Origin of the sequence: Caenispirillum salinarum AK4, from assembly GCF_000315795.1 — a bacterium.
Classification (GTDB): domain Bacteria; phylum Pseudomonadota; class Alphaproteobacteria; order Rhodospirillales; family Rhodospirillaceae; genus Caenispirillum; species Caenispirillum salinarum.
In genome coordinates, this window is record NZ_ANHY01000017.1 from 23,109 (window position 1) to 48,448 (window position 25,340).

Annotated in this window: 23 protein-coding genes and 1 tRNA gene; 10 read left to right on the forward strand and 14 right to left on the reverse strand. The window is 67.6% G+C overall.

The annotated features are described in order from the left end of the window. Window positions 1-38: 38 nt before the first annotated feature. Window positions 39-1,922 (reverse strand): site-specific integrase, encoded by a 1,884-nt coding sequence (locus C882_RS16080; protein ID WP_083875963.1) that lies wholly within the window; start codon window positions 1,920-1,922, stop codon window positions 39-41. A 109-nt stretch (window positions 1,923-2,031) separates the two neighbouring features. Next, window positions 2,032-2,105, reverse strand: a tRNA-Gln gene (locus C882_RS16085). 344 nt (window positions 2,106-2,449) lie between these two features. On the opposite strand from C882_RS16085, the gene C882_RS16090 reads away from it, so the two are divergent. The 3 genes from C882_RS16090 to C882_RS16100 are packed head-to-tail and all read left to right on the forward strand — an operon-like array spanning window position 2,450 to window position 4,947. After that, window positions 2,450-3,541 carry a Ppx/GppA phosphatase family protein gene (locus tag C882_RS16090; RefSeq protein ID WP_236262703.1) on the forward strand — a complete coding sequence of 364 codons (1,092 nt, stop codon included), beginning with the start codon at window positions 2,450-2,452 and terminating at the stop codon, window positions 3,539-3,541. Between the two features lie 6 nt (window positions 3,542-3,547). After that, entirely contained in the window at window positions 3,548-4,339 is a 792-nt protein-coding gene (locus tag C882_RS16095; protein ID WP_009541706.1) for an RlmE family RNA methyltransferase, read from the forward strand. Next, window positions 4,336-4,947, forward strand: a complete 612-nt coding sequence (locus C882_RS16100; protein WP_009541707.1) for a septation protein A — start codon at window positions 4,336-4,338, stop codon at window positions 4,945-4,947. The genes C882_RS16095 and C882_RS16100 overlap by 4 nt, the downstream gene beginning before the upstream one ends. 256 nt (window positions 4,948-5,203) lie before the next feature. Here C882_RS16100 and C882_RS16105 read toward each other — a convergent pair whose 3' ends face one another. Beyond that, the gene (locus C882_RS16105) at window positions 5,204-6,151 is read right to left on the reverse strand and encodes a homocysteine S-methyltransferase family protein (protein WP_009541708.1); all 948 of its coding nucleotides are present in this window, start codon (window positions 6,149-6,151) and stop codon (window positions 5,204-5,206) included. Window positions 6,152-6,338: 187 nt separating this feature from the next. On the opposite strand from C882_RS16105, the gene C882_RS16110 reads away from it, so the two are divergent. Further along, window positions 6,339-7,001: a TetR/AcrR family transcriptional regulator gene (locus tag C882_RS16110; RefSeq protein WP_236262704.1), complete on the forward strand. Its 663-nt coding sequence runs from the start codon at window positions 6,339-6,341 to the stop codon at window positions 6,999-7,001. Here C882_RS16110 and C882_RS16115 read toward each other — a convergent pair. Further along, complete coding sequence (locus tag C882_RS16115; RefSeq protein ID WP_009541710.1) at window positions 6,980-7,924, reverse strand: LysR family transcriptional regulator; 945 nt, start codon at window positions 7,922-7,924, stop codon at window positions 6,980-6,982. The two genes, C882_RS16110 and C882_RS16115, sit on opposite strands and share 22 nt — an antisense overlap. 127 nt (window positions 7,925-8,051) lie before the next feature. On the opposite strand from C882_RS16115, the gene C882_RS16120 reads away from it, so the two are divergent. Next, the gene (locus C882_RS16120) at window positions 8,052-9,167 is read left to right on the forward strand and encodes an S-(hydroxymethyl)glutathione dehydrogenase/class III alcohol dehydrogenase (RefSeq protein WP_201448387.1); all 1,116 of its coding nucleotides are present in this window, start codon (window positions 8,052-8,054) and stop codon (window positions 9,165-9,167) included. A gap of 11 nt (window positions 9,168-9,178) precedes the next feature. Next, window positions 9,179-10,036 (forward strand): S-formylglutathione hydrolase, encoded by an 858-nt coding sequence (fghA, locus tag C882_RS16125; RefSeq protein WP_009541712.1) that lies wholly within the window; start codon window positions 9,179-9,181, stop codon window positions 10,034-10,036. 84 nt (window positions 10,037-10,120) lie between these two features. Here the strand turns inward: fghA and C882_RS16130 are convergent, their stop codons facing one another. Next, the gene (locus C882_RS16130; protein ID WP_009541713.1) at window positions 10,121-11,314 is read right to left on the reverse strand and encodes a phosphoglycerate kinase; all 1,194 of its coding nucleotides are present in this window, start codon (window positions 11,312-11,314) and stop codon (window positions 10,121-10,123) included. 233 nt (window positions 11,315-11,547) lie between these two features. Continuing rightward, entirely contained in the window at window positions 11,548-12,555 is a 1,008-nt protein-coding gene (gene gap, locus C882_RS16135) for a type I glyceraldehyde-3-phosphate dehydrogenase (protein WP_043646049.1), read from the reverse strand. A gap of 278 nt (window positions 12,556-12,833) precedes the next feature. Between gap and pap the strand changes: the two genes are divergently transcribed. Both pap and C882_RS16145 read left to right on the forward strand, forming a co-directional pair. After that, window positions 12,834-14,399 (forward strand): polyphosphate:AMP phosphotransferase, encoded by a 1,566-nt coding sequence (gene pap / locus C882_RS16140; RefSeq protein ID WP_009541715.1) that lies wholly within the window; start codon window positions 12,834-12,836, stop codon window positions 14,397-14,399. Window positions 14,400-14,599: 200 nt separating this feature from the next. Beyond that, window positions 14,600-14,857 (forward strand): YjhX family toxin, encoded by a 258-nt coding sequence (locus C882_RS16145; RefSeq protein ID WP_009541716.1) that lies wholly within the window; start codon window positions 14,600-14,602, stop codon window positions 14,855-14,857. A gap of 56 nt (window positions 14,858-14,913) precedes the next feature. Here C882_RS16145 and C882_RS23425 read toward each other — a convergent pair whose 3' ends face one another. The 7 genes from C882_RS23425 to C882_RS16180 form a co-directional block, all read right to left on the reverse strand. Continuing rightward, entirely contained in the window at window positions 14,914-15,522 is a 609-nt protein-coding gene (locus C882_RS23425) for a DUF6647 family protein (RefSeq protein WP_009541717.1), read from the reverse strand. A gap of 423 nt (window positions 15,523-15,945) precedes the next feature. Then, on the reverse strand, window positions 15,946-17,244 hold the full coding sequence (locus C882_RS16155; RefSeq protein ID WP_009541718.1) for a bifunctional folylpolyglutamate synthase/dihydrofolate synthase: 1,299 nt from the start codon (window positions 17,242-17,244) through the stop codon (window positions 15,946-15,948). A gap of 8 nt (window positions 17,245-17,252) precedes the next feature. Further along, the gene (gene accD / locus C882_RS16160) at window positions 17,253-18,389 is read right to left on the reverse strand and encodes an acetyl-CoA carboxylase, carboxyltransferase subunit beta (protein WP_009541719.1); all 1,137 of its coding nucleotides are present in this window, start codon (window positions 18,387-18,389) and stop codon (window positions 17,253-17,255) included. A gap of 48 nt (window positions 18,390-18,437) precedes the next feature. Continuing rightward, window positions 18,438-19,298: a tryptophan synthase subunit alpha gene (trpA, locus tag C882_RS16165; RefSeq protein ID WP_009541720.1), complete on the reverse strand. Its 861-nt coding sequence runs from the start codon at window positions 19,296-19,298 to the stop codon at window positions 18,438-18,440. Further along, a complete protein-coding gene (trpB, locus tag C882_RS16170; RefSeq protein ID WP_009541721.1) occupies window positions 19,295-20,521 on the reverse strand; it encodes a tryptophan synthase subunit beta in 1,227 nt (408 codons plus the stop codon). The genes trpA and trpB overlap by 4 nt, the downstream gene beginning before the upstream one ends. A 39-nt stretch (window positions 20,522-20,560) precedes the next feature. Beyond that, window positions 20,561-21,235 (reverse strand): TetR/AcrR family transcriptional regulator, encoded by a 675-nt coding sequence (locus tag C882_RS16175; protein WP_009541722.1) that lies wholly within the window; start codon window positions 21,233-21,235, stop codon window positions 20,561-20,563. A 322-nt stretch (window positions 21,236-21,557) separates the two neighbouring features. Beyond that, entirely contained in the window at window positions 21,558-21,992 is a 435-nt protein-coding gene (locus tag C882_RS16180) for a hypothetical protein (protein WP_009541723.1), read from the reverse strand. 177 nt (window positions 21,993-22,169) lie between these two features. On the opposite strand from C882_RS16180, the gene C882_RS16185 reads away from it, so the two are divergent. Then, window positions 22,170-22,802: a YfbR-like 5'-deoxynucleotidase gene (locus C882_RS16185; RefSeq protein ID WP_009541724.1), complete on the forward strand. Its 633-nt coding sequence runs from the start codon at window positions 22,170-22,172 to the stop codon at window positions 22,800-22,802. Window positions 22,803-22,910: 108 nt separating this feature from the next. Continuing rightward, window positions 22,911-24,125 carry an MFS transporter gene (locus C882_RS16190; RefSeq protein WP_009541725.1) on the forward strand — a complete coding sequence of 405 codons (1,215 nt, stop codon included), beginning with the start codon at window positions 22,911-22,913 and terminating at the stop codon, window positions 24,123-24,125. A gap of 24 nt (window positions 24,126-24,149) precedes the next feature. Here C882_RS16190 and C882_RS23430 read toward each other — a convergent pair whose 3' ends face one another. Beyond that, window positions 24,150-25,277 (reverse strand): GGDEF domain-containing protein, encoded by a 1,128-nt coding sequence (locus C882_RS23430; protein ID WP_009541726.1) that lies wholly within the window; start codon window positions 25,275-25,277, stop codon window positions 24,150-24,152. Between the last annotated feature and the right edge of the window lie 63 nt (window positions 25,278-25,340).

Below are 25,340 nucleotides of genomic sequence, written 5' to 3' on the forward strand. Positions count from 1 at the left end.
GCATGAGTGGCATCGCCCAGGGGCCTCACTGACATCGGCTACTTTTTGTAGAGGTGGCTCAGGTCGATCCCCAGATTGATCGCGTTGACCGTTTTCTGCAGGTTCTGAAGCCAGATGCGTTTGGTATAGCGATGCCCTTCGGAGCGGCGCTTCTCGGATTCGTGGCCCATCACCTCGTCGATCCACCCCTCGGGCAACTCGGTGTTCTTCAGCAGGGTGCTGACCGTGTGCCGGAGGCTGTGAAAGTCCACCTTCTCCTCATAGATGCCGAGGTACTGCCTGTAGCGAGTGAACCACTTGCTGATCCGGATGCCGTACTTTTCGTCCTTGCCGCGGGGAGAAAGCTCCTTGAACAGACGCTCGCTCTTGTCTCGCCCCGCAACGCGGTCCTGGATGAAGCCCATGCGAAGAAGCTCGTCGTGAAGGGGGACCAGGCGCTTCGAGGCGTCGTTCTTGATGTGCCCGGAGGCCCACTTGATGTCGAACACCCAGACGTCCTGCTCCTGTCGCACGTCTCCGACGCGGAGATGGCAGATTTCCTCGATGCGCATCCCCGAGAGGACCGAGATTAATGGCACCCAAAATTTCTCGCAGCGCGTGATCTGCGTGCCGGGAAGATGTAGATACCGTCCGTGACCCGTCCATGCCGGTGACGTCAGCAAGGAGCGTAGGAGAGAGTCTTCCCAGTCAAGACGCTCGTGTCGAACGTCGCCCTTTCCTCGGCCTTTCTTGCCGCGCTTCTGGAAGTTGAGGAAGGGGTTGTCCCGCTCGACGTACCCCTTGTCGGCCAGCCATGACCAATAGCCACTGAGGGCGGAGATGTGGCGGCGGACCGTCTTCTCGGAGAGCGTCTTCCCGATCCGTTCGTCGTCTGGCAGCGCTTCGCCGTCCGCTTCACGCTCTTTAGCACTCCGAACGGCGGCAGCCATCTCGGGGCCGCTCATCCCTTTCCAACGCGGTGACTTTCCGTTCAGCGCAGGCAGGTATCGCAACATCGACTGGTAGGCGCCAATGTGACGGCGCTTCAGGTCGGCGGCGCCCACGTCACCATGAAGCTGACGGAAGAACCTCAGGCTGCAGTCGTTCTGGCCGCGCGTGTGGTTCGTCCACATTCTGGTGGCCAGCATCTCCTGGGCGTAATCCTCCCACAGCGCGAACGTGTCACTCTCCAGGCGCTCAGTGATGGGGTCGGTCTCAGCATCATCCTCAGCATCGCGTGCTTGCGTCTGCTGGTCCGACGCCTTCTGCTCCAACCGACCGTGCTGATCGTGATCAACGGCGACTGGCTCTGGCATGGTCGCCGTCGCAGGCGCGGGCACCGGCGCAACCGCAGTATGGTTTTGGTTAGCAGCGACCTGTGTCACCTCAACGATCTGCTCGGGCCGGTAGTCCCCTTGGCGGCGACGCCGCACCTCGGCGGTCAGCGTCAGCGTGGCGCGCATGAGTGCGCGGCTGAGCACCAGGCCGTCAGGCCCGCTTCCCTGGATATTGTAGGTTCTGGCAAGTTCCTGCGCACGGGCGGCGACCAGACTGTAGTCGTTGCGGGCGAGACCGTCGCGGACGCGGCGCTCCATCAGGTCGATGTCATCTGCCTCGGCGGGACGCGGCTCCGAGGGCATTTCAAATACAGGCTGCCCCAGGGCCAGGCGCTCCTCGGCAAGCCAGAGCGCATCGCCCAGGAAGTGATCGATCACCCCCTGGACCTGCGCCCGGCTCAAGCCGGGGTTCTGTTGAAGCGCCTGGAACATTCCGTCACACCGAAGCCAAAAGATCCTGGCCCGGCGACGCGCCTTCACTGGATCGCGCGTGCGGAGGGTTCGCAAAATTTCTTTACGACCGACCACGGTTACCAGGGCCAGAGGTACTTTTACCCGGCCGTGATAAAACTGGGATTTAAGTTTCAGGCAGTTTGCGAGCGGCATGGCCCCGGAACGACTCCCAGAAGTGGACCAGCCCGGTGGACCTGCTTGGTCCACCGGGCTGTCCGCTGCTGGAAATTATCCAGGAGTATCAACGCTCTTAGCGTCAGGTTGGCTGGGGGACCAGGACTCGAACCTGGACTAACGGAGTCAGAGTCCGCTGTTCTACCATTAAACTATCCCCCATCAGGGATGGCTCCGAGAGGGCCGGAAGCGCCGTGGCGCGGGGCGTTTCCCCTCGAGAGGCCGCGTATGTAACACCCTGTTCCGGCGGTGTAAAGGCCTTTGTGTTGAAAAAATTTCAGCTCCTGCGCCCGCCCCGGGGCATCTGCCCCCTGCGGCGGGGTTTCATCGGGCTGCGGCGTGCGATAAGTTAGAGACCAAGTGGAAACCATGCCGCCAGGCGGCGCGCAGGATCAGACATAGGAGGCGGAGCCGGCCCCGTTCGGATCGCTTCGGGAGAGGCCAGGCCCGCTCCGCCGTCGACCAGCACGCCCGCGGCGGCCGATTGAGAAAGGTTGATCGAACCCGTGGTTGCGACACGCGCTGACACCCCCATCGCCGGCGCTCCGCCCGGCGGCGCGGCGGCGCGGCGCGGTGGCGATGCGGTCCGGACCCGCGGCGGCGCCCAGCCGGGGCCGCAGGACGGCCCGCACAACGGCATCTACGCGGCCATCGATCTGGGGACCAACAACTGCCGCATGCTCGTCGCCCGGCCCAGTGCCGAAGGCTTTCGCGTCATCGACAGTTTTTCCCGGATCACCCGCCTGGGCGAGGGGCTGGCCGGATCGGGCAAGCTCTCGCGCCTGGCCATGGACCGCACCATCGACGCGCTTGGACTGTGCGCCGAGAAGATGCGCCGGCGCGGCGTCACCGCCGCCCGCACCGTCGCCACCGAGGCCTGCCGCAGGGCCGCCAACGGACGCGCCTTCGTGCAGGAGGTGCGGGACCGCACCGGCTTGCGCCTTGAGACCATCACCCCGGCCGAGGAGGCCCGCCTGGCCCTGGGCGGCTGCGCGCCGCTGCTGGACCCGGACATACCCTACGCCCTGGTGTTCGACATCGGCGGCGGCTCCACCGAGCTTCTGTGGGTGGAGATGGACCCTGCCGGGGAGTTGTCCGTCCAGGGTCTGGCCAGCCTGCCGCTGGGCGTGGTGACCGTCGCCGAGGAATGTGGTGGCGGCGATCTCTGCCAGCGCACATATGACGCCGTGAAGGACCGCATCGTGCAGTTGCTGCGGCCCTTCGACCTGCAGCACGCCCTGGGCGACCGCGTCCGTCACGGCGAAGTGCAGATGCTAGGCACCTCGGGCACCGTCACCACGCTGGGCGGCGTGCACCTGGGGCTCAAGCGTTACGACCGGTCGCTGGTGGACGGCATCACCATCGACTTCAACGACATCGTGGAGGTCAGCCGCCGGCTGTCCACCATGACCCTGCGGGAGCGCGCCCAGCACCCCTGCGTCGGCCGCGAGCGTGCCGACCTTGTGTTGTCGGGCTGCGCCATACTGGAAGGCCTGTGCGAGCTGTGGCCGGTGGGGCGCCTGCGCGTCGCCGACCGGGGCCTGCGCGAAGGCATGTTGCTCGACCTCATGCGGGTCGATGCCATGGAGGTTGCTTAAGAGATCATGGCCAAGAAGCCGTCTGCCGCTTCCGGACGCGCCCGGCGCTCCGGCAGCGGGGCCGTCGCCAACACCGGCAACCGTCAGCTGACGGTCAAGGTGAAGTCCGCGCGCGGCCGCAAGAATTCATCCACCCGCTGGCTGCAGCGCCAGCTCAACGACCCCTACGTGGCCGAGGCCCGGGCGCTGGGCCTGCGCTCGCGCGCGGCCTTCAAGCTGCTGGAGCTGGACGACCGCTTCCACTTCCTCAAGCCGGGGCAGAAGGTGGTCGACCTGGGTGCGGCGCCCGGCGGCTGGACGCAGGTCGCCGTCGACCGGGTGAACGCCATGAAGCCGGGCGGCGGCACCGTCGTCGGCCTGGACATCCTGGAGTGGGAGACGGTGGCCGGCGCCACGTGCATCACCAAGGATTTCAACGACCCCGACGCACCCGACGTGCTGAAGGCGGCCCTGGGCGGCCCGGCCGACGTGGTGCTGTCGGACATGGCCGCCCCCACCACGGGTCATCCGCCGACCGACCACCTGCGCATCATGGCGCTTCTGGAGCTGGCGTGGGACTTCGCCGAGGACGTGCTGGCGCCCGGCGGCACCTTCGTCTGCAAGGTGTTCCAGGGCGGGACGGAAGGCGAGCTGCTCACGCGCATGAAAAGCCTCTGCGAGACGGTGCGCCACGCCAAGCCGCCGGCCAGCCGCAAGGAAAGCTCGGAAATGTACGTGATCGCGTCCGGCTTCCGGGGACGACCGGCGGACCGCGATCACGATGACGCCAGCGACGACGACACGGAGACCCGCGCGTGAGTACCGAAGGTCAGCAGCCCGCCGAAGCCGCTTCCTCCGGCAAGAAGCCCATGAACCAGTGGCTGAAGCTGCTGCTGGAGGTGGGCCCGCTGGTGGTGTTCTTCGTCGGCAACAACAAGTACGGCATCATTCCCGCCACCGGCGCCTTCATCGTGGCAACGGTGGTGGCCTTGAGCGCCTCGTGGCTGATCGCGCGCAAGGTGCCGGCGCTGCCGCTGATCTCGGGCATTTTCGTCATCGGCTTCGGCGGCCTGACGGTGCTGCTGGAGGACGACCTGTTCATCAAGCTCAAGCCCACCATCGTCAACGCGCTGTTCGCGGCGGTGCTGTTCGTGTCGCTGGGATTGAAGCGCAACGTGCTGAAGATCGTCTTCGACGCCGCCTTCCACCTGACGGACGAGGGCTGGCGCAAGCTGACATGGCGCTGGGCCTGGTTCTTCTGCCTGCTGGCGGTGCTGAACGAGATCGTCTGGCGCAGCTTCGACACCGATACCTGGGTGCAGTTCAAGGTGTTCGGCATCATGCCGCTGACCATCCTCTTCAGCCTGACGCTGGTGCCGCTGCTGAGCAAATACCACCCGGAGAACGAGGCGAAGGCGCAGGGGTGACGTACGCCGCGCCTGGCGTGGTTCGAGAATAGCCACCAAGGACACCAAGAGACCGGGAGAACGCGGACCGCCGTTCCCGGTCTTTCTTTTTGAACCACCAAGTCACCAAGAAACCAAGACAGCGCGGGAAGGCGCGCAATCATTCTCCCGGTATCTTCTTTGCCCGGTTTTCGCCTATGTAATGAAGAATGAACCGAGGGAGCGCGAGGGAGCCCGTGGCTCCCTCGCATTCATGTTCCGGCGCAGCCGGAACGCTCTACAGACACGCCCGCGCCACGGCTTCCACGTGCCGATGGTCGGTTCCGCAGCAGCCGCCCACCACGGCCAGCGCCGGCAGCAGGGCGTGCAGGTCCTTGTAGCGGGCGCCCAGGTCCTCGGGGTCTCCGTCGTCCAGGGTTTCCGAGGCTTCCAGTTCGGCGTGGCTCATGCGCGAGGCATTGGCGCGGATGCCGCGGATACGGGTCTTCCACGCGCCTTCCTCGGACAGGGTTTCGGCAAAGTGGGTGGGGTGGGCGCAGTTGATCATGTAGTAGGCGGCTGCCCCGCCTGTCTCGGCGTCCACGGCCTCGATGGCCTCGCGCAGGGTCTCGCCGGAGGGCAGGCGGCCGTCGGTCTCCACGGTGAACGACAGGGCGCAGGAGATGCCGGCGGCGGTGGCGGCATGGGCGATGCCGGCGGCCTCGGCGGCGTAGGACAGTGTCATGGCCGAGACCATGTCGGCACCGGCGTCGGCGAAGGCCTCCACCTGCGGAGAGTGGTAGGCGGCTGCCTCGGCGCTGGCCATGCGGTCGCCGGGAATGTAGCCGTCGCCCCGCGGCCCGATGCAGCCGCTGACGACGCCCTGCTGTCCGGTCTCGGCCGCCAGGGCATCGCGGATACCGGAGACGAAGGCGACGCTGTCGCGGTTGATGGCGCGCAGCGCGGCGCGGTCGTAGCCCAGTCGCGCGCCCCAGTCGCGATTGGCGCGCCAGGTGGGCGTCTCATAGATGAAGCCCGCACCGTGCGCGGCGGCGATTTCGGCGTGCCGGCGATACCAGCGCTCTAAGGTCGCCCGGCCGTCGCGCGTGGCCAGTAGCTCGAAGGCGGCGAAGTCGCGCAGTTCGATGCTCTCGTGGAAGATCAGCCAGGTTTCCATGCCGCCGTCGCTGACGAAGGGGCGGCCGGCAAGCTGGGGCAGGGTGGTGATGCGGGTTTGCGCGGTCATGACGTGTCCTCCGGTGTTCGTCGGTTCGTATGGCGCCAGGATCGCGCCATCCGGTGCCTACGACCATTGGACGCGCGGTGCACCGCATCCCTTGTGTGGATCGGCCGGAAAATCAGTATATTAGGAGGGCAGGGTGGCGCTGCGCGGCGCCTCTTGGGCGCCCGGCGCGGGGGAAACTGGACCTGTGGTGCAGTATGGCACGGAGGACCCCGCCATGGTCGGCAAGGGCGAGACGACGCGCGACCGCATCCTGGAAGCCGCCGAGGCGGCGGTGCTCGCCAAGGGCTTCGGCGCGACTTCCATCGACGAGCTTATCGCCGCCGTCGGCATCACCAAGAACGGCTTCTTCTATCATTTCCGCGACAAGAACGAACTGGCCCGCGCCCTTCTGCTCCGCTACCTGGAGCGGGAGGAGGCGATCCTGGACGACCTGTTCGCCCGGGCGCGGACGCTGAGCGACGACCCGCTGCACGCGTTCCTCGTCGGCCTCAAGCTGTTCGCCGAGCTGATGGAAGACCTGCCGGAGGGTCATCCGGGCTGCTTGGTCGCCACCTATTGCTATCAGGAGCGCCTGTTCGACGCCGAGGTGCGGGCGCTGAACCGGCGCATCGTGGCGGGCTGGCGGGCGCGGTTCCGGGCGTTGCTGGAGGACATCGCCGCCACCTATCCCATGCGCGAGACGGTCGATCTGGACGACCTGGCGGATACGGTTTCGGCCATCGTGGAGGGCGGGCTGGTGCTCGGCCGGGCGATGGGCGACCACTATATCCTGCCGCGCCAGGTGATGGTGCTGCGCAGCTTCGTGAAGCTGCTTTTTGCGCCGCACAGTCAGCCGGTCGCGGCGTCCTGAGGGCCTCCGCCGGGCGCTGCCGGAAGCGGCGGGGCGTACTCCGGCCGTCGGGCGAGTCCGGCCTTCAGGTGCTCGATCGCCAGGCGGACCTTGGCCGACAGGTGCCGGCGCTGCGGATAGGCCGCCCACACGGCGGTGTGCGGCGGCCGGTGGTTGGGCAGCAGGGAGACGAGCCGCCCGGCGGCGATAGGCTCCGTCACATAGTAGTCGGGCAACTGGCAGAGGCCGAAGCCGCGCAGGGCGGCGTCAAGGACGGCGCTGCCGCTGTTGCAGCGCCACCGGCCGGCGGGGCGCACGAGCGTTTCCCGTCCGCCTCCGTCATCGAACAGCCAGGTCTCGGCCGTGCCGACCAGGCAGTCATGGCCGGCGATCTCGGACAGGCTGTGGGGCGTGCCGTTGCGCGCCAGATAGGTGGGCGCGGCGCACAGGTGCATCACCCGGGGCGCCAGCCGCGTCGCGACGATGCCGGAGTCCGTCAGGCGGCCCAGGCGGACGGCAAGGTCCACCTGTTCCTGCACCAGGTCGATGGTCGTGTTGGTCAACTGGATGTCCAGGTGAAGCGCCGGGTGCTTTTCCACGAAGGCGTTCATCAGCGGAACGATGAACCGCTCGCCGTAGGAGACGGCGCAGGTCATGCGCAGCACACCGCGCGGCTCGCCCTCCTCGCGGTCTACGGCGGCGCGCAGGGCTTCGTCGCGCTCCTCCACCAGGCGCTGGCACCGCTCCAGCAGGACGCGGCCGGCGTCGGTCAGGGTGACGCGGCGGGTGGTGCGATAGAAAAGGCGCGTCTGGAGCCGGTTTTCAAGCGCCGCGACCTGCCGACTGACCTGTGACGACGAAACGCGCAGGCGCTCCGCTCCGGCGCGGAAGCTTCCCGCCTCCGCCACCGCGACGAACTCGTCTATGCCGTCCCAGCGGTTCATGCGCGGCCTCCCGCCGCTGATATTGTCCCAGATGCGCAACAATATCATGCCGGATCGCAACACTCGAACCCCTGGCGCAGTGATATCGTCGGACTTTGACGATCGAGCCTTGAGGAGTTGCCCGATGCTGAAGTCTCGTGCCGCCGTGGCCTGGGAGGCGGGAAAGCCGCTGGAGATCGAAGACGTTACCGTCGCCGCCCCCAAGGAGGGCGAAGTTCTGGTGCGTATCGTCGCCACGGGCGTCTGCCATACCGACGCCTACACCCTGTCGGGCGCTGACCCCGAGGGCATCTTCCCGGCCATCCTGGGGCACGAGGGCGGCGGCGTGGTCGAGGACGTCGGGCCGGGCGTCACGTCCGTCGCGGTCGGCGACCACGTCATTCCGCTCTATACGCCGGAATGCGGCAAGTGCAAGTTCTGCCTGTCGGGCAAGACCAACCTGTGCCAGGCGATCCGCGCCACCCAGGGCAAGGGCCTGATGCCCGACGGCACCACGCGCTTCTCCGTCAACGGAAAGGGCGTGTTCCACTACATGGGCACCTCCACCTTTTCGGAATACACGGTGCTGCCGGAAATCGCGCTGGCCAAGATCAACAAGGCGGCGCCCCTGGAAAAGGTCTGCCTGCTGGGCTGCGGCGTCACCACCGGCATGGGCGCGGTGAAGAACACCGCCAAGGTAGAGCCGGGTTCCACCGTCGCCATTTTCGGCCTGGGCGGCATCGGCCTGTCGGCCATCATCGGCAGCGTCATGGCCAAGGCCGAACGCATCATCGGCATCGACATCAATCCCGACAAGTTCGAGATCGCCCGCCAGCTGGGCGCGACCGACGTGGTGAATCCCAAGGATCACGACCGTCCCATTCAGGAGGTCCTGGTGGAGATGACGGACGGCGGCGTGGACTACAGCTTCGAGTGCATCGGCAACGTCGACGTCATGCGCTCGGCCCTGGAGTGCTGCCACAAGGGCTGGGGCGAGTCCGTCATCATCGGCGTTGCCGGCGCCGGCGAGGAAATCCGCACACGGCCGTTCCAACTGGTCACCGGCCGGGTCTGGCGCGGGTCGGCCTTCGGCGGGGTGAAGGGCCGGTCGGAACTGCCGGAGTACGTGGAGCGCTACCTGAACGGCGCCTTCGAGCTGGACACGTTCATCACCCACACCATGGGCCTGAACGACATCAACCGCGCCTTCGACCTGATGCACGAGGGCAAAAGCATCCGCTCCGTCATCCTGTACGACCGCTGAGGAGGACTGGCATGACCGAGGAGCTGTCCATCGTCGCCGAGAACAAGTGTTTCGGCGGCTGGCACAAGCGCTACACCCACCGTTCCACGGCGCTGAACTGCGCCATGACCTTTGCCGTCTTCCTGCCGCCCGACGCCGCCGAGGGGGCGCCGGTGCCCGCCGTCTACTGGTTGTCCGGCCTGACCTGCACGGAAGAGAATTTCATGCAGAAGGCCGGCGCCATGCGCGTGGCGGCGGACCTGGGCCTGGCCCTGGTCGCGCCGGACACCAGCCCGCGGGGCGACGACGTCCCCGACGATCCGGCGGGTGGGTGGGATTTCGGCAAGGGGGCCGGATTCTATGTGGATGCGACGGAAGCCCCGTGGTCGCGGCACTACCGGATGCACGACTACGTGGTCAACGAACTGCCGGCGCTGGTCGAGCGGCATTTTCCGGTGACCGGCGGGCGCGCCATCTCGGGCCATTCGATGGGCGGCCACGGCGCGCTGGTCTGCGCCCTGCGCAATCCGGGGCGGTATGTCTCGGTGTCCGCCTTCGCGCCCATCGCCAACCCTTCGGCGGTGCCCTGGGGAGAGAAGGCGCTGGGCCACCTGCTCGGCGCCGACCGGGCGCGGTGGCGGGAATGGGATGCCAGTGCCCTTCTGGCGGAGGCCAGGGAGCACCTGCCGACGCTGATCGACCAGGGCGACCGGGACACGTTCCTGGAAACGCAGTTGCGGCCCGAGGTCCTGAAGCACGCGGCAGAGGCGGCGGGCTATCCCGTGACGCTGCGCATGCAGCCGGGCTACGACCACAGCTACTACTTCATCGCCACGTTCATCGAAGACCACTTGCGCCACCACGCCAAGGCGCTAGGCGCGGCGGGGTGAGGGGCTGCCCGCCCCGGCAGGCTTCAAGGAAAAGGGCCGCTTCATGACGAAGCGGCCCTTTCCGATCCGGGAAGACCGGGGTCCTTAGTCTTCCAGCGCGGCGACGCCGGGCAGTGTCTTGCCCTCCATCCACTCCAGGAAGGCGCCGCCGGCCGTGGAGACATAGGAGAACTGACCCTCCACGCCCGCGTTCGCCAGGGCGGAGACCGTGTCGCCGCCGCCGGCGACCGTCAGCAGGCTGCCGGCCTTGGTGAGCTTGGCCGCTTCCTGGGCGACGGCGTTGGTGGCGGCGTCGAAGGGCTTGATCTCGAAGGCGCCCAGCGGACCGTTCCACACCAGCGTCTTGCAGTCGGCCAGCTTCTTCTTCAGGGCTTCGACGCTGTCCGGGCCGATGTCCAGGATCATCTTGTCGGCCGGCACGGCATCGGCGGGGACGGTTTCGTTGGCCGCGCCTTCCTCGAACTTGTCGGCGACCACCACGTCGGTGGGCAGCACGATCTCGCAGCCCGCCTTTTCGGCCTTCTCCATGATCTCGCGCGCGGTGCCGGCCATGTCGGACTCGCACAGGCTCTTGCCGATCTCGATGCCCTTGGCGAACAGGAAGGTGTTGGCCATGCCGCCGCCGATGACGATCATGTCCACCTTTTCCACCAGGTTGCCGAGGACGTCGAGCTTGGTGGAGATCTTGGCGCCGCCGACCAGGGCCGCGGCCGGGCGTTCCGGCTTCTGCAGGGCCTTGGTCAGGGCCTCCAGCTCCGCCTGCATCAGCCGGCCGGCGGCCGACGGCAGCAGGTTGGCGACCGCTTCGGTGGAGGCGTGGGCGCGGTGGGCGGTGGAAAACGCGTCGTTGACGTAGACGTCCGCCAGTTCCGCCAGATTGCGGGCGAAAGCGGGATCGTTCTTTTCTTCCTCGGCGTGAAAGCGCAGGTTCTCCAGCAGTGCCACCTCGCCGGAGGCCAGGCCGTTCACAACGGTTTCGGCAGCCGGGCCGACGCAGTCGTCGGCGAAGGCGACGGACGTGCCGAGCGCCTGGCCCAGCGCCTCGGCCACGGGCTTGAGGCTCATCTCCGGCACCCGCTTGCCCTTGGGCCGGCCGAAGTGGGACACGACCACCACTTTGGCGCCCTTGGCGGTCAGGTCACGGATGGTGTCGCAGGACCGGTCGATGCGGGTGGTGTCGGTGACCTTGCCGTCCTTCATGGGAACGTTGAGGTCCGAGCGCACCAGCACGCGCTTGCCGGAGACGTCGATGTCGTCGATGGTCTTGAAGTCGGCCATGGGGGAGGTCCTCGAAGCTGTATACGCCCTGGCAAGCCAGGGCTGCGTTCAAGCGCCACGCAGGCTCACGCGCCTGACCGGCGCGGGGTCCCGGTCGGGACCCTATTCGCACTTTTCGCTCGCCGGCGACCGAAAAGCGCTCCCGCGTATCTCTGACGAACGACCGCCCCCGCCACGGGGTGCGTGGGCGGGGGCGGCCTGGGTCCGTCACATATGAAGGGCGTGGCCGCCGCTTAGAGCAGCTTGCCCATCACCACGGCGGTGTCGAGCATGCGGTTGGAGAAGCCCCACTCGTTGTCGTACCAGGACATGACGCGGACGAAGTTGTCCTCCAGCACCTTGGTGCCGTCGGCGTCGAAGGTGGAGCTGTTGGGGTTGTGGTTGAAGTCGATGGACACCAGCGGCAGCTCGTTGATGCCCAGCACGCCCTTCAGCTTGCCGTTGGCGGCTTCCTTCATGGCGTCGTTCACCTGCTCGGCGGTGACCTTGGTCTTCAGCACGGCCTTCAGGTCCACCAGCGAGACGTTGGCGGTCGGCACGCGGATGGCCACGCCGTCCAGCTTGCCCTTCAGCTCCGGCAGCACCAGGCCGACGGCCTTGGCGGCACCCGTGGAGGTCGGGATCATGGACATGCCGGCGGCGCGGGCGCGGTGCAGGTCCTTGTGCAGGCTGTCCACCGTGTTCTGGTCGCCGGTGTAGGCGTGGATGGTGGTCATGAAGCCGTGGTCCAGGCCGAACTTGTCGTTCAGCACCCAGGCGACCGGCGCCAGGCAGTTGGTGGTGCACGAAGCGTTGGAGACGATCTTGTGATCGGCCGTCAGGTCCTCGTGGTTCACGCCGTAGACCACCGTCATGTCCGCACCCTTGGACGGGGCGGAAACCAGCACGCGCTTGGCGCCGGCGTCCAGGTGGACCTTCGCCTTCTCGGCGTCGGAGAAGATGCCGGTGCACTCGGCCACGATGTCGACGTTCAGGTCCTTCCAGGGCAGCTTGGAGGGGTCGCGCTCGGCGATGACCTTGATGGAGGTGCCGCCGATGACCATGCTGTCGCCCTCGACCGAAACCTCGGCCGGCAGGATGCCGTGAACGGAGTCGTACTTCAGCAGGTGCGCATTGGCCTCGGCCGAACCCAGGTCGTTGATGGCGACCACCTCGACGTCCGAGCGGCCGGATTCGATGAGGGCCCGCAGCACCAGGCGGCCAATGCGACCGAAACCGTTAATCGCAACGCGAACTGCCATAACTTCCTCCGTCTGAAATGTCCTGTCGGCCATGGTTCGGCCGGTCGATGTCTCACCGCTCAACGTGCGGCGGGGAAAAACGGGTCCTATCGTTTCTCACAGAAGACCCCGCGAATCCAGCACCATTGAAGGGTAGGCCCGCCCAGGCCTTTGCCGCCTGGTCGTAGGTCGCCTATGCCCCGGGCCATAACCTCAGGCATAACAGGGGTTTAAGGCATTGCGCCGGGGCGGGAACGCGGTACTCTGTGCGCATGACAAACGCATGACGGGAGTGGGGAATGTTCAGGACCGCCGAGTTGGGCCGCACGGTCTCCAAAGAGGATTTCGACGTCGTCGCCGGGCCGTTGCGGATCGAGCTGATAGAACTGCAGCAGAAGCTGCGGGCGGCGGATTTCCCCGTCATCGTCATCTTCGCCGGCGTGGACGGCGCCGGCAAGTCGGAAACCATCAACCTCCTGAACGAGTGGATGGACCCGCGCTGGATCGTCACGCGGGCCTACGGCCAGCCCAGCGACGAGGAGCGCGAGCGGCCGCACTTCTGGCGCTACTGGCGCGACCTGCCGCCGCGCGGGCGCATCGGCCTGTTTCTCAGCCCGTGGTACTCGCAGCCGCTGCTGGAGCGCGCCTACGGCCAGATTGACGACGCCCGCTTCGACGAGCGCCTGTCGCGCATCGCCGCCTTCGAGAAGGAACTGGCCGACGACGGCGCGCTGATCCTGAAGTTCTGGATGCACCTGGGCAAGAAGGAGCAGAAAAAGCGCCTCAAGACCCTGGAGAAGGACCCCAACGAGTCCTGGCGCGTCACCGAGCGCGACTGGACCCATTGGGAGATGTACGAGGACTTCATCGAGGCCTCGGAGCGCCTGATCGTTCAGACCAGCGTGGCCCACGCGCCGTGGCAGATCGTGGAAGGCTCGGACAACCGCTATCGCTCCCTGACGGTGCTGACCGCCATCCGCGACGCCGCCCTGCGCCACCTGGAGGCGCAGAAGATGCGCAACAAGCTGGTCCATACGCTCGACGCCAAGCAGAAGAAGCAGGAAGAGCAGGTGGAGCAGGCCGCCGTCGAGGCCGGCGCCGACGTGGAACACGCCAGCGGACGGCAGATCCTGTCGCGCCTGCCGTCCATCCTCACCGCGCTCGACATGGACAAGAGCCTCTCCAAAAAGGAATACAGCGCCCGCCTGCAGAAGGGGCGGGCGCGGCTGAACGGCTTGTACCGCGCGGCCAAGGCCAAGGGCATCAGTTCCATCCTGGTGTTAGAGGGCTGGGACGCCGCCGGCAAGGGGGGCGCCATCCGGCGCGTGACCGCCGGTCTGGACGCCCGCGACTACCAGGTGATTCCGGTCGCGGCGCCGACGGACGAGGAGCGTGACCACCACTACCTGTGGCGCTTCTGGCGGCACCTGTCGCGCGCCGGCCGCACCACCATCTATGACCGAAGCTGGTACGGCCGCGTCCTCGTGGAGCGCGTGGAGGGATTCGCCACGCAGGAGGAATGGAAGCGGGCGTATTCGGAAATCCGCGACTTCGAGGAACAGCTGGTCGAACACGGATCGGTGCTGGTGAAATACTGGTTTCACGTCACCCCCGAGGAACAACTGGCCCGCTTCAAGAAGCGTGAGGAAACGCCCTACAAGCGCTGGAAGCTGACGGACGAGGACTGGCGCAACCGCGAGAAGTGGGGCGACTACGAGGCGGCGGTCAACGAGATGGTGGAGCGCACCTCCACTCATGCCTGCCCCTGGACGCTGGTCGAGGGCAACGACAAGCGGTTCGCCCGCGTGAAGGCGCTGGAAACCTACTGCGAGGCGCTGGAACGGCGCCTGGACGGGGAGAAGTAGGCGCCAGCCATGGCGGCTTGACTGGGGCGGGAGGCGGTGCTTAAGTCCTCCCGTCCTAATCCTCAGCGGATGGTTTTATGTTGGAGCTTGTGACCGCGCGCTGACCGTCTCGATTGAAGCGAGACATTCAGTGGCCTTCGCCCGCCCGGGTCTTCATGCCGGGCGGCGGCGCCCGCGCATGTCAAGTCACAGGTTTTCCCATGAACATCTCACGCAGCGAACAGCGCGTTCTGCACGTGCTGGCGCAGGGCGGGCACATCCGCCATGACCGGGCCGAAAACGGCCGTATCCGCGACGTCCTCTGCTACAGCCGCGACGGCCATGTGTTGGCCGATTGCACGCTGGACGTCTTCCAGAAGCTGCGGCGCAAGCGCCTGGTGGAGTCCAGGGCATCGTCGCCGTATCGCATCTCCGAGATGGGACGCCGATCCGTCCGCGCGCAGTTGAACAACCGGTAGGGCATCCTGATGCCCGGCCCGACGGTGCGGACCTTAGTCCGCACGGTCGGGCCCCCTCAGTCGGGCGCCTTTTCTAGCCCTGGATGCACGTTCGGCTGACAGCGCGAGATGGCGAAGATGAAGAACCAGTCGAAGCCCGCGTCGACGCCACGTTCCTTCAGCCATTTGTCCTGCAGTTTGTAGGCCTGCCACTCCGGCTCGTACATGCAGTCCCAGGTGCGCCGCGTCCACTGGACGTGGTGGATCAGTTCGTGCAGCAGCGACGAGACGTGCATGGGATCGTCCGCCGACCACGGCCGCACGAGAAAGATGTGCCGGGCCTCCATGTCGTAGGCGGCGCGCAGTTTCTCGTCCACCAGCACGATGCGGCCCTCGTAGTCGATGGACGTGCCGGGGCTGCACAGGCTGATCGCCGGCGGGTCGGCCAGGGCGTCCGCGATGTCGTAGGCGGTGTTCTCGCCGATCCAGGTGATCAGGTCGGTCACAAGCTCCCGCGAGGGAAAGGCGCTGGCGAGGCTCTCGGGAATGACGTGACGGGGCGCGGTAGCGTGGTCGGCCAGCGCCTGGGGCGCCGTCGGACATTCGGGCGCCGGCGCGTCCTCCGCCAGGGCCGGTGTTGCCGCCGCAAAAAGGCTCAGGGCCAGGACCGAGAGGGGCCGCGCCATGCTGGTCTCCTACCGCTGAAGGATCGCCACCAGAGGGTAACGCGCGCGGCCGGGGGCATGTTACGGCTCCAGACGAAATGGAGCGCGGCGGGATGGCGAGCAGCGGAAGTGGATTCCTGCTTTTCGCAGGAATCACGGTCGTTTTCATATTTTAGAGCAATAACTTGAAAGAACCGTCACCCCTGTGAAAGCAGAGGCCTGCGCATTCCGTCCTCGCCCTTGCGGCATCTCTGCCGGCAACCAGCCAATGTCCCGACCGACCTCTTTGCTGGGTGGTGGAGCAATTCGACGGAAAAGGAAACTTCGGTGCCCCGCCATTCCCGCGAAAGCGGGAATCCATCCTTCAACGGCCGCATCCTTCGGCGCGCGGCGACGAAGCCCGAGGATGCGGTTTCTCAGTACGCTCGAGCGCAGGAACCGCCCTCAGTCGTTATCCGCCAGCACAGACCCCGCCAGGTACAGCGATCCGCAGATGAGCACCCGCGCCGGCCCCGGCACGCGGCCCACCAGGTCGCGCACAGCCTCCTCCACGCCGCCGGGTGCCGCCGCCACGTCGGCGTGGGGCAGGGGAAGGGCCTGGATCAGAGCATCCGCCGGCTTGGCGTTGGGCTCGCCGGGGATGTCTACGGCGCGCAGGGCCGCAAGGTGCGGCGCCAGCGGGCCCAGGAAACCAGCGGTATCCTTGTCGACCATCATGCCGCAGACGGCGGCCAGCGGCTTGTCGCGCCAAGCATCGGCCGCCTGGGCGAGGCAGTGGCCGGCCGAGGGGTTGTGGCCGCCGTCCAGCCACAGTTCCCACCCCTCGGGCAGCAGGTCGACCAGCGGGCCGCGCGTCAGGCGTTGCAGGCGGGCGGGCCAGGATGCCCCGGCCACGCCGCGCCCCAGGGCGCCGTCGGAAAGACCGAGACCGGCGGCATGTGCGGCGGCGAGCGCGGCGCCCGCATTGGCATACTGGTGCGGCCCTGCCAGGCCCGGCCACGGGCAGTGCAGGTCCACGCCCTCCATGCGGAAGCGCAAGGACCCGTCATCCTCGCGCGCGACCGACCAGTGGCGGTCCTCCACGATCAGCGGCGCGCCGATTTCCCTGGCGTGGGCGTCGATGACCGCCATCGCCTCCAGCGGCTGGCGGGCGACCACGCAGGGCACGCCGGGCTTCATGATGTGGGCCTTTTCCGTCGCGATGGCCGCGATGGTGTCGCCCAGGAACTTCTGGTGGTCCAGGTCGATGGGGGTGAGCACCGTGGCCAGCGGCCTGTCCACCACGTTGGTGGCGTCCAGCCGTCCGCCCAGGCCTGTTTCCAGAAGCAGCAAGTCGGCCGGCGTGCGGGTGAAGGCGACGAAGGCGGCGACGGTGGTGATCTCGAAGAAGGTGATGGGATCGGTGCCGTTGACCCGTTCCGCCTCTTCCAGCAGGTCGGTCAGCGCTTCTTCGGAAATCAGGGCACCCGCCAGCCGGATGCGCTCGCGGAAGCGCACCAGATGCGGGCTGGTGTAGGCGTGGACACGCCTGTCGCCGGCCTCGGCCATCGCGCGCAGGAACGCGAGCGTGGAGCCCTTGCCGTTGGTGCCGGCCAGGTGGATGACCGGCGGCACGCGGCGTTCGGGATGGTCGAAGGCCGCCAGCAGGCGCCAAACCCGGTCCAGCGACAGGTCGATGACCTTGGGGTGCAGCGCCAGCAGGCGGTCCAGCACGGCGTCCGGGCGGCGGCCCTGGTGCGTCATGGAGGCGGTCAGCCCTTCTTCGGTTCGGACGGCTCGCCGGTCTCGGCGGGCTCCTTCTTCGGAGCCTCGGCCGGCGCGGCGTCGATGGGGCGGGCGTCCTCGTCGGCGGGCGCGGCGGTTTCGGCCACTTCCTCGTCCGGCGCCTTGGTGGGCTGGGCCTTGGCGGCCGGCGCCGCCGGCGCCGGCCTGGCCGCGGGCGTGGGCTCGGGCTTGCCGGCGGGCTTGGTCTCGGCCGTCGTGGTCTCGCCGGCGCCGAACACGCCCTTGCGCTCGAACGGCACCACCTGACCGGCGGGTCCGCGGTTGATGAGCAGGTTCAGTATGTTCGCCAGCTTGTCCTTCAGGTGGTGGCGGTGCACCACCGTGTCCACCATGCCGTGCTCGCGCAGGTACTCGGCGCGCTGGAAGCCCTCGGGCAGGGTTTCGCGGATGGTGCTCTCGATCACGCGGGCCCCGGCGAAGCCGATTACCGCGCCGGGCTCGGAGACGTGGATGTCGCCCAGCATGGCGAAGCTGGCCGTGACGCCGCCGGTGGTGGGGTCGGTCAGCAGCACGATGTAGGGCAGGCCCGCGTCCTTCACCTTGTCGACGGCAACCGTGGTCCGCGCCATCTGCATGAGCGACAGGATGCCTTCCTGCATGCGCGCGCCGCCCGAGGCCGGGATGACGATCAACGGCGCATCCTGCAGCACGGCCAGTTCGGCGGCGGCGACGATGCCCTCGCCGACGGCAACACCCATGGACCCGCCCATGAACGAGAAGTCGAAGGCCGCGATCACGGCGCGCACGCCGCCGACCGAGCCATGGGCGACGATGATCGCGTCCTGCTCGCCGGTCTTGTGGCGGGCGTCCTTGATGCGGTCGTTGTACCGCTTCAGGTCACGGAACTTCAGCGGGTCCTCGGGCGCCTTGGGCAGTTCGATCCGCTTGTACTCGCCGTCGTCGAACAGGGCTTCCAGCCGCTTCTTGACCGGGAGGCGCATGTGGTGGTCGCAGTGGGTGCAGACCTCCAGGTTTTTCTCCAGCTCGCGGTGGAAGATCATCTGCCCGCAGGCGGGGCACTTCTTCCACAGGTTCTCGGGCACCTCCTTGGGGCGCACAAGCTGCTGGATCTTGGGGCGGACGAAGTTGGTCAGCCAGTTCATCGCGTCTTCCGGTTGGATTCGCCGTGGGTTTGAAACGCGCCTTATACCTCAGGCGCGCGCCGCACGCACGCTTTCCGAAAGCTGTTTGACCAGCGCGAGCGCGGCATCGACGGCAGCCGGCGGATCGCCCAGGTTCTCCGCCACCTTGTTGACCACCGCCGAGCCCACCACGGCGGCATCGGCGATGCGCGCCATGCCGGCGGCCTGCTCGGGCGTCTTGATGCCGAAGCCGACGGCGATGGGCAGGTCGGTGGACGAGCGAAGATCGGCGATGGCGGCCGCCACCTCGTCCTCAACGGCCGAGGCCGACCCGGTGATGCCGGTGATCGACACGTAATAGAGGAACCCGCCGGCCTCGCGCAGCACCATGGGCAGGCGCTCGGCCTTGGTGGTCGGCGTGGTCAGGAAGATGAGATGGATGCCGTGGGCGTCCAGGTGCTCGTTCAGCTCCGGCGCCTCTTCCGGCGGCAGGTCGACGATGATGAGGCCGTCGGCCCCCGCCTCCCGCGCCTTGGCGGCAAATCGCTCCACGCCGTACTGGTAGATGGGGTTGTAGTAGCCCATCAGCACCACGGGCGTGTCGTCGTCGCCCTCGCGGAAGGCGGCCAGGGTGTCCAGCGTGCCGGTCAGCGTCATGCCGCCGGCCAGCGACCGCAGGGCGGCGGCCTGAATCGCCGGGCCGTCGGCCATGGGGTCGGAGAACGGCATTCCCAGCTCGATCACGTCGGCCCCGGCCTCCGGCAGGCCCTTCATCAGCTTGAGCGCGCTGTCGCGGTCGGGGTCGCCGGCCATGGTGTAGATCACCAGTCCGCCCCGGTTTTCGGCCTTCAGCTTGGCGAAGCGCTCGGTCAGGCGGTCGCGCTGGGCGGCTGTGGTGTCGGTGGTGGAGGTCGAAACAGCGGCGGTCACAGGGAACCTCCCATATCGGTGCCCATGGCCTGGGCGATGGTGTTGACGTCCTTGTCGCCGCGCCCGCTCATGTTGACCACCATGATGTGGTCCTGGGGCAGGGTCGGGGCGAGCTTCATGGCATAAGCGACGGCGTGGCTGCTTTCCAGCGCCGGGATGATGCCCTCCAGGCGCGTGGTCTCCTGGAAGGCCTTCACGGCCTCGTCGTCGGTGATGGAGACGTATTCAACGCGCCCCACATCCTTCAGCCAGGCGTGTTCCGGGCCGATGCCGGGGTAGTCCAGGCCGGCGGAGATGGAGTGCGCCTCGGTGATCTGGCCGTCGTCGTCCTGGAGCAGATAGGTCCGGTTGCCGTGCAGGACGCCGGGGCGGCCGCCGGTCAGGCTGGCGGCGTGCTTTTCGGTGTTCACGCCGTGGCCGGCGGCCTCCACGCCGATGATGCGCACGTCCTTGTCGTCCAGGAACGGGTGGAACAGGCCCATGGCGTTGGAGCCGCCGCCGACGCAGGCCACCAGGCTGTCGGGCAGGCGGCCCTCAAGCTCCTGCACCTGGCGCCTGGTCTCCTCGCCGATGACGCACTGGAAGTCGCGCACCAGCGTCGGGTAGGGGTGCGGGCCGGCGACGGTGCCGATGATGTAGAAGGTGTCGTGGACGTTGGTCACCCAGTCGCGCAGGGCCTCGTTCATGGCATCCTTCAGCGTGCGCGAGCCGGACACGACGGGCACCACCTCCGCCCCCAGCAGCTTCATGCGGAAGACGTTGGGCGCCTGCCGGGCGATGTCCGTCTCGCCCATGTAGATGACGCACTTCATGCCGAACAGCGCGCAGACGGTGGCGGTGGCGACGCCGTGCTGGCCGGCGCCCGTCTCGGCGATGATGCGGGTCTTGCCCATGCGGCGGGCGAGCAGGATCTGGCCCATGCAGTTGTTGATCTTGTGCGCGCCGGTGTGGTTCAGGTCCTCGCGCTTGAAGTAGATCTTGGCGCCGCCGCACTGCTCCGTCATGCGCTTGGCGAAGTACAGCGGGCTGGGGCGGCCGACGTAGTGGGTCAGCAGGCCGTCCAGTTCCTTGTGGAACTCGGGGTCGTCCTTGGCCTCGTTGTAGGCCTTCTCCAGCTCCAGGATGAGTGGCATGAGCGTTTCGGCCACGTAGCGCCCGCCGAACAGGCCGAAGTGGCCTCGATCATCGACGCCGTTGCGGTAGGTGTTGAGAACGGTGGACATCGGCTGTGCGCTTTCGTGCTTCGGGTGAACGGGTTCGGGTCAGGCTGAGGCTTTTACGCCGTTCAGGACAAGGTCGATGTGTGCCGCGAGAATTTCGTCCAGGTCCAGCGGGTCGATCTCCTGGAAGACCAGCGTCCAGACCAGGGCGAGCAGGGCCGGGCCCATGATGACTTCCGGCCGTTGCGCGGCGGGTCCGTCGCGGAACTCGCCGCGTTCGACGGCCTCGGCGACCAGGCTCCGCAACGCCGCGCCGCCGCGCCGCACGACGGCGGTGTGGTAGTAGGCCGCGAGCTTGGGAAACCGCCCGCCCTCGGCGATGATGAGGCGCAGAACCTCGCGCCGGTCGGTGGCGACCACCTCTGCGTAGAGGGCCTTGAAGACGCGCGTGAGCACGTCGGAAGCCGGGGCGTCGGGATCGTGGGCCAGGTCCTCCACCACGTCGATCAATGGCTCGACGGAGCGGCGGACGACGGCGTGGAACAGGTCGTCCTTGCTGGGGAAATACAGGTAGACCGTGCCCTTGGCGACGCCGGCCCGGCGGGCGACCTCGTCGACCTTGGTGGCGGCGAAGCCTTTCTCCAGGAACAGGTCCAGCCCGGCATCCACGATGGCCGCCTCGCGATCCTCCCGCGTGTCGCCATGCCGCGAGCGCCGCGACGGACGCGGCGCGTCGGCGGGCGGTGCGGAGGAGGCGAGGGCGGGGCGGGTACTCATGGCGGGGTTGGGTGTCCTGGACGGTGTGGGTACGTGTCCGAGACTATAGTGACTGACTGGTCAGTCATGCAAGGGGTGATGTGAGGGTGGGGCGGCCACCAGCTGCGGATCGGTCCCTGCTTCCGCAGGGGCGACGGAGTTCTTAACTTATTGTTATAGAAACAAAAAATCACCCGTCATTCCTGCGAAAGCAGGACTCCACCGCCGCTGCCAACCATCCTGCCGCGCGCCCGTCGGGGGACCGTGCACCGTTTTCTTTACAGCCTCGAAAGCAGGAATCTGCATCCGTTTTAATATGGCCTGCGAACGCCTGAAACCAGCCTTACGGCCCCAGGAAATCGCCCGGGCTGGTGGAGGCCTTGAAGTCCATCAGCAGCCAGCCGTCGGACCCGCGTGCGAACTGCGTCAAGAAGAACATGAACCGCCGGCCGCCGTAGTGCACCTGGTAGACCCGGCGCAGCAGGCTGGAGCCGTAGTTCTGGTTCAGCAGCAGATCCACGTAGATCACCTGGTCCGTCCCCGCCCACTGGCGCAGGCGCGCGACCATGTCGGTGAGCTGGCGCGGGTCGGCCTCCAGGGCCTCGCGCAGGCGGGTCTCGAAGCCGTCGTAGCGGCCGGCGCGCAGCTCGTTGAAGGTTCCTTCGGTCCAGCTTTCCGGACTGTCGATGACCTGTCCGGCCGCCGGCCCGGTGGCGGCGGTAAACATCAGCGGCACCAGCACGAGAACGGCGCGCAGGCGGTGCAGCACGGCGGGCATGATATACAATCCTCCCCTACGGCGGGCCGCAAGGACTTGATCGGCACCGCGGGAGCAACCATAACCCGCCGGATCGTTTCCGGAAACGACGCCCCTGCGCCCAAAGGCGTCGCCACATCAAACTCTTATGAAGTGTTGCCGCAGTGCAACGCTGTTGCCGGCTGGAGACCCCGCTTCGTGACCGACACCAACCGCCTTCTGCAAAAGCACGCTCCCCGCACCTGGCAGCGCATGCTCTCGGGCCGGCGGCTCAACCTGCTGGAGCCCTCGGCCGTGGATGTCGAGATCGAGGACATCGCCCTCGGCCTGGCCCGCAACACCCGCTGGAACGGCCAGACGATCGGCGAGCACGCCTGGTCCATCGCCCAGCATTCCGACCTGGTGGTGGACATCATGCGCGGGTTCTCGCCGGCCCCGCCCCCCTGGGTGCTGATGGCGGGCAAGCTGCATGACGCCAGCGAGTACGTCACCCACGATCTGATCACGCCGCTCAAGGCCGTGGTCGGCGACGTGTTCAAGGAGGTGGAGGCCCGCCTGACGGAAGCGATTCACATCCGCTTCGGCCTGCCCGCGCGGCTCGACCCCAAAATCAAGCAACAGATCAAGAAGGCCGACCAGATCGCGGCGGCGACGGAGGCCGTGCAACTGGCCGGCTTCACAGCGGACGAGTTGAAGCCCATCCTCGGTATCAAGGCCAGGCCGCTGGCCGGCGTGACCCTGACTCCGCTGCCCAGCGACCAGGCGCGGCGCACCTTCCTCGAGGGCTTCCACGCGCTGGAGGCGGAAATGGCGGCGGTGCGGCGCACCTGACCTGCCCGGAGGCCGTGAATGGACCGGGACGGGACTTTCCAATCTTTCTAATGTACGGTCCGCGTTCCATTCCATTCCCGTTTCCGACCCCGTTCCGCCGGAGGAGCCGTGACCGCCGCCGTCGCCCACCCTGCGCCCGCCCACATGCGGCGCAACGTGATCGTGCTTTCCGCCGCCCAGGCGTTGAGCATGTCCACCGCCGTGCTGGTGTTTTCCGTCTCGGCGCTGGCCGGGGCGACCTTCGGCGTGGACCCGGCGCTGGTCACCCTGCCGCTCAGCCTGCAGATGGTCGCCACCATGCTGGCGACCTTCCCCCTGGCGCACCTGATGGCGAAGGTGGGGCGGCGCGCCGGGTTCTCCGTCGGGCAACTGTTCGGCATCGCCGGCGGGCTGGTGTCGATGGTGGCGCTGAACACCGGCGACTTCGCCCTGTTCTGCGCCGGCGGCGTGCTGCTGGGCATCCACAACGCAAGCTGGCAGTTCCTGCGCTTCGCCGCCGCCGAAACCTCCAGCGAGAGCTTCCGCCCGCGCGCCATTTCCTGGGTGCTGGCGGGCGGCATCGTCGCCGCGGTGATCGGCGGCGAACTGGCCAAGGAAAGCCGCGAGTTCCTGCCGGCGATCTTCGCGGGCTCCTACGTCGCCACCGCGCTGCTGGCGGCCGCCTGCATCGGGCTGCTGCAGCTTCTGCGCATGCCGCCCCTGCCGCGCGCGTCGGAGGAGGAGGGCGGGCGGCCGTTCAAGCAGATCGCGGCGCAACCGGCCTTCATCGTCGCCGTGCTGGCGGCCATGTTCGGCTACGGTGTCATGAGCCTGGAAATGGTGGCCACACCGCTTGCCATGACCATGTGCGGCTTTTCCTTCAATGAAAGCGCCTGGGTCATCCAGTGGCATGTGCTGGGCATGTTCGTGCCGAGTTTCTTCACGGGCAATCTCATCAAGCGGTTCGGGGTGCTGCCGATCATCATCACGGGCGCGCTTCTGAACATCGCCTGCGTGGCCGTCGCACTGGCCGGCGTCGATCTGGCCAACTTCTTCCTCGCCATGGTGATCCTGGGCGTGGGCTGGAACTTCATGTACATCGGCGGCACCACGCTGCTGACGGAAACCTACCGCCCGCAGGAGCGCGCCAAGGTCCAGGCCTTCAACGACTGCATGGTCTTCGGTGCCGTGGCGCTGGCGAGCTTCGGCTCGGGTGCCATGCAGAACGCCCTGGGGTGGAGCGCGGTGAACCTGTTCACCATCGCCCCCATCGGCCTGTCGCTGATGGCGGCCCTGTGGCTTCTGATGATGCGCAGGCGCGCGTCGGCGGCGCAGGCGGCCTGACGGCCTGACGGCCGGTACGGGCGCCTACTCGGCGGCGGAGAAGTCCACCACGTTCGGGTGCTGCGGCGCGGGCGCGTCCGCCGCCGCACGCGCCGGCGCGCCGCCCAACACCCGGTTGCGGCCGGCCGCCTTGGCGGCGTACAGCCGCTGGTCGGCGGTGGCGAACAGGGCGGTCCAGTCATCGCCCCAGCGCATTTCCGCGACGCCGATGCTGGCGGTGACGCGCACCCCGTCGACGGGCTGCGCGGCCAGGGCCCGGCGCAGCTTTTCCGCCACGGCCGCGCCCTGCGCCTCGGCCGTTTCGGGCAGCAGCAGGGCGAATTCCTCGCCGCCGATGCGGCCCGCCACGTCCTGCCGTCGGGTGCCGTCGACCATGCGCTGGGCAGCGTGGCGCAGGACCTGGTCGCCGACGTCGTGGCCGTGGGTGTCGTTGATGGCCTTGAAGTGGTCCAGGTCCACCAGCAGCAGAGTCAGCGGCCGATGGTGGCGGCGGGCGCGCTCGGCCTCCAACTCGAACACCGTCTGAAAGTGGCGGCGGTTGACCAGTCCCGTCAGGAAGTCGGTGTTGGCCGCGTCCTCCATGGTGCGCTGGGCGGTGGCGCGGCCGTGTTCGTAGTAGAACAGGATCGCCGTCATGCCGACCGTCGCGCCCAGCGTGTTGTAGATGGCGACGGGTGTCACCCCCGGCACGCCGCGGGCCAGCATGTCCGCCAGTGCGACGCCCAGGCCGAGGACGAAGGTCAGCGCCGCGGCCAGTCCCCACCGCGCGCCCAGCATGAAGAACGGGATGGCCGGAAAGAACGCCGCCCAGGCGAAGACGGCGTCATAGGGGTTGCCGGTGGCGATCAGGAAGACGATCAGGATGCCGACGGTTCCCGAACTCACCCACGAGATGGCGCGCGCGTCGCCGCTGCGGCGGTAGATGACGTAGGCGACCGTGATCGCAGCCAGCGCCACGGCCTGGGCGGCGGCGTGATGGACGTAGCCGGTGTAGAGCAGGTCGAAGGGAATGAAGAAGGCCAGCAGGCCGCCGCCGAAGACGTACATCCACGTCGCCAGCACGAAGTGCCGCCGCTGGTCGCCGCACGCCAGATGCGGCGGCGGTTCCAGCCAGCGGCTGATAACGGATCGGCGGGGCCGGACCTGCGTCATCCCCTTGTCCCCCTCTGCACGCCCCTTCCGCGGTGGCTCCTTTTACCGCCGCCGAATTACCCC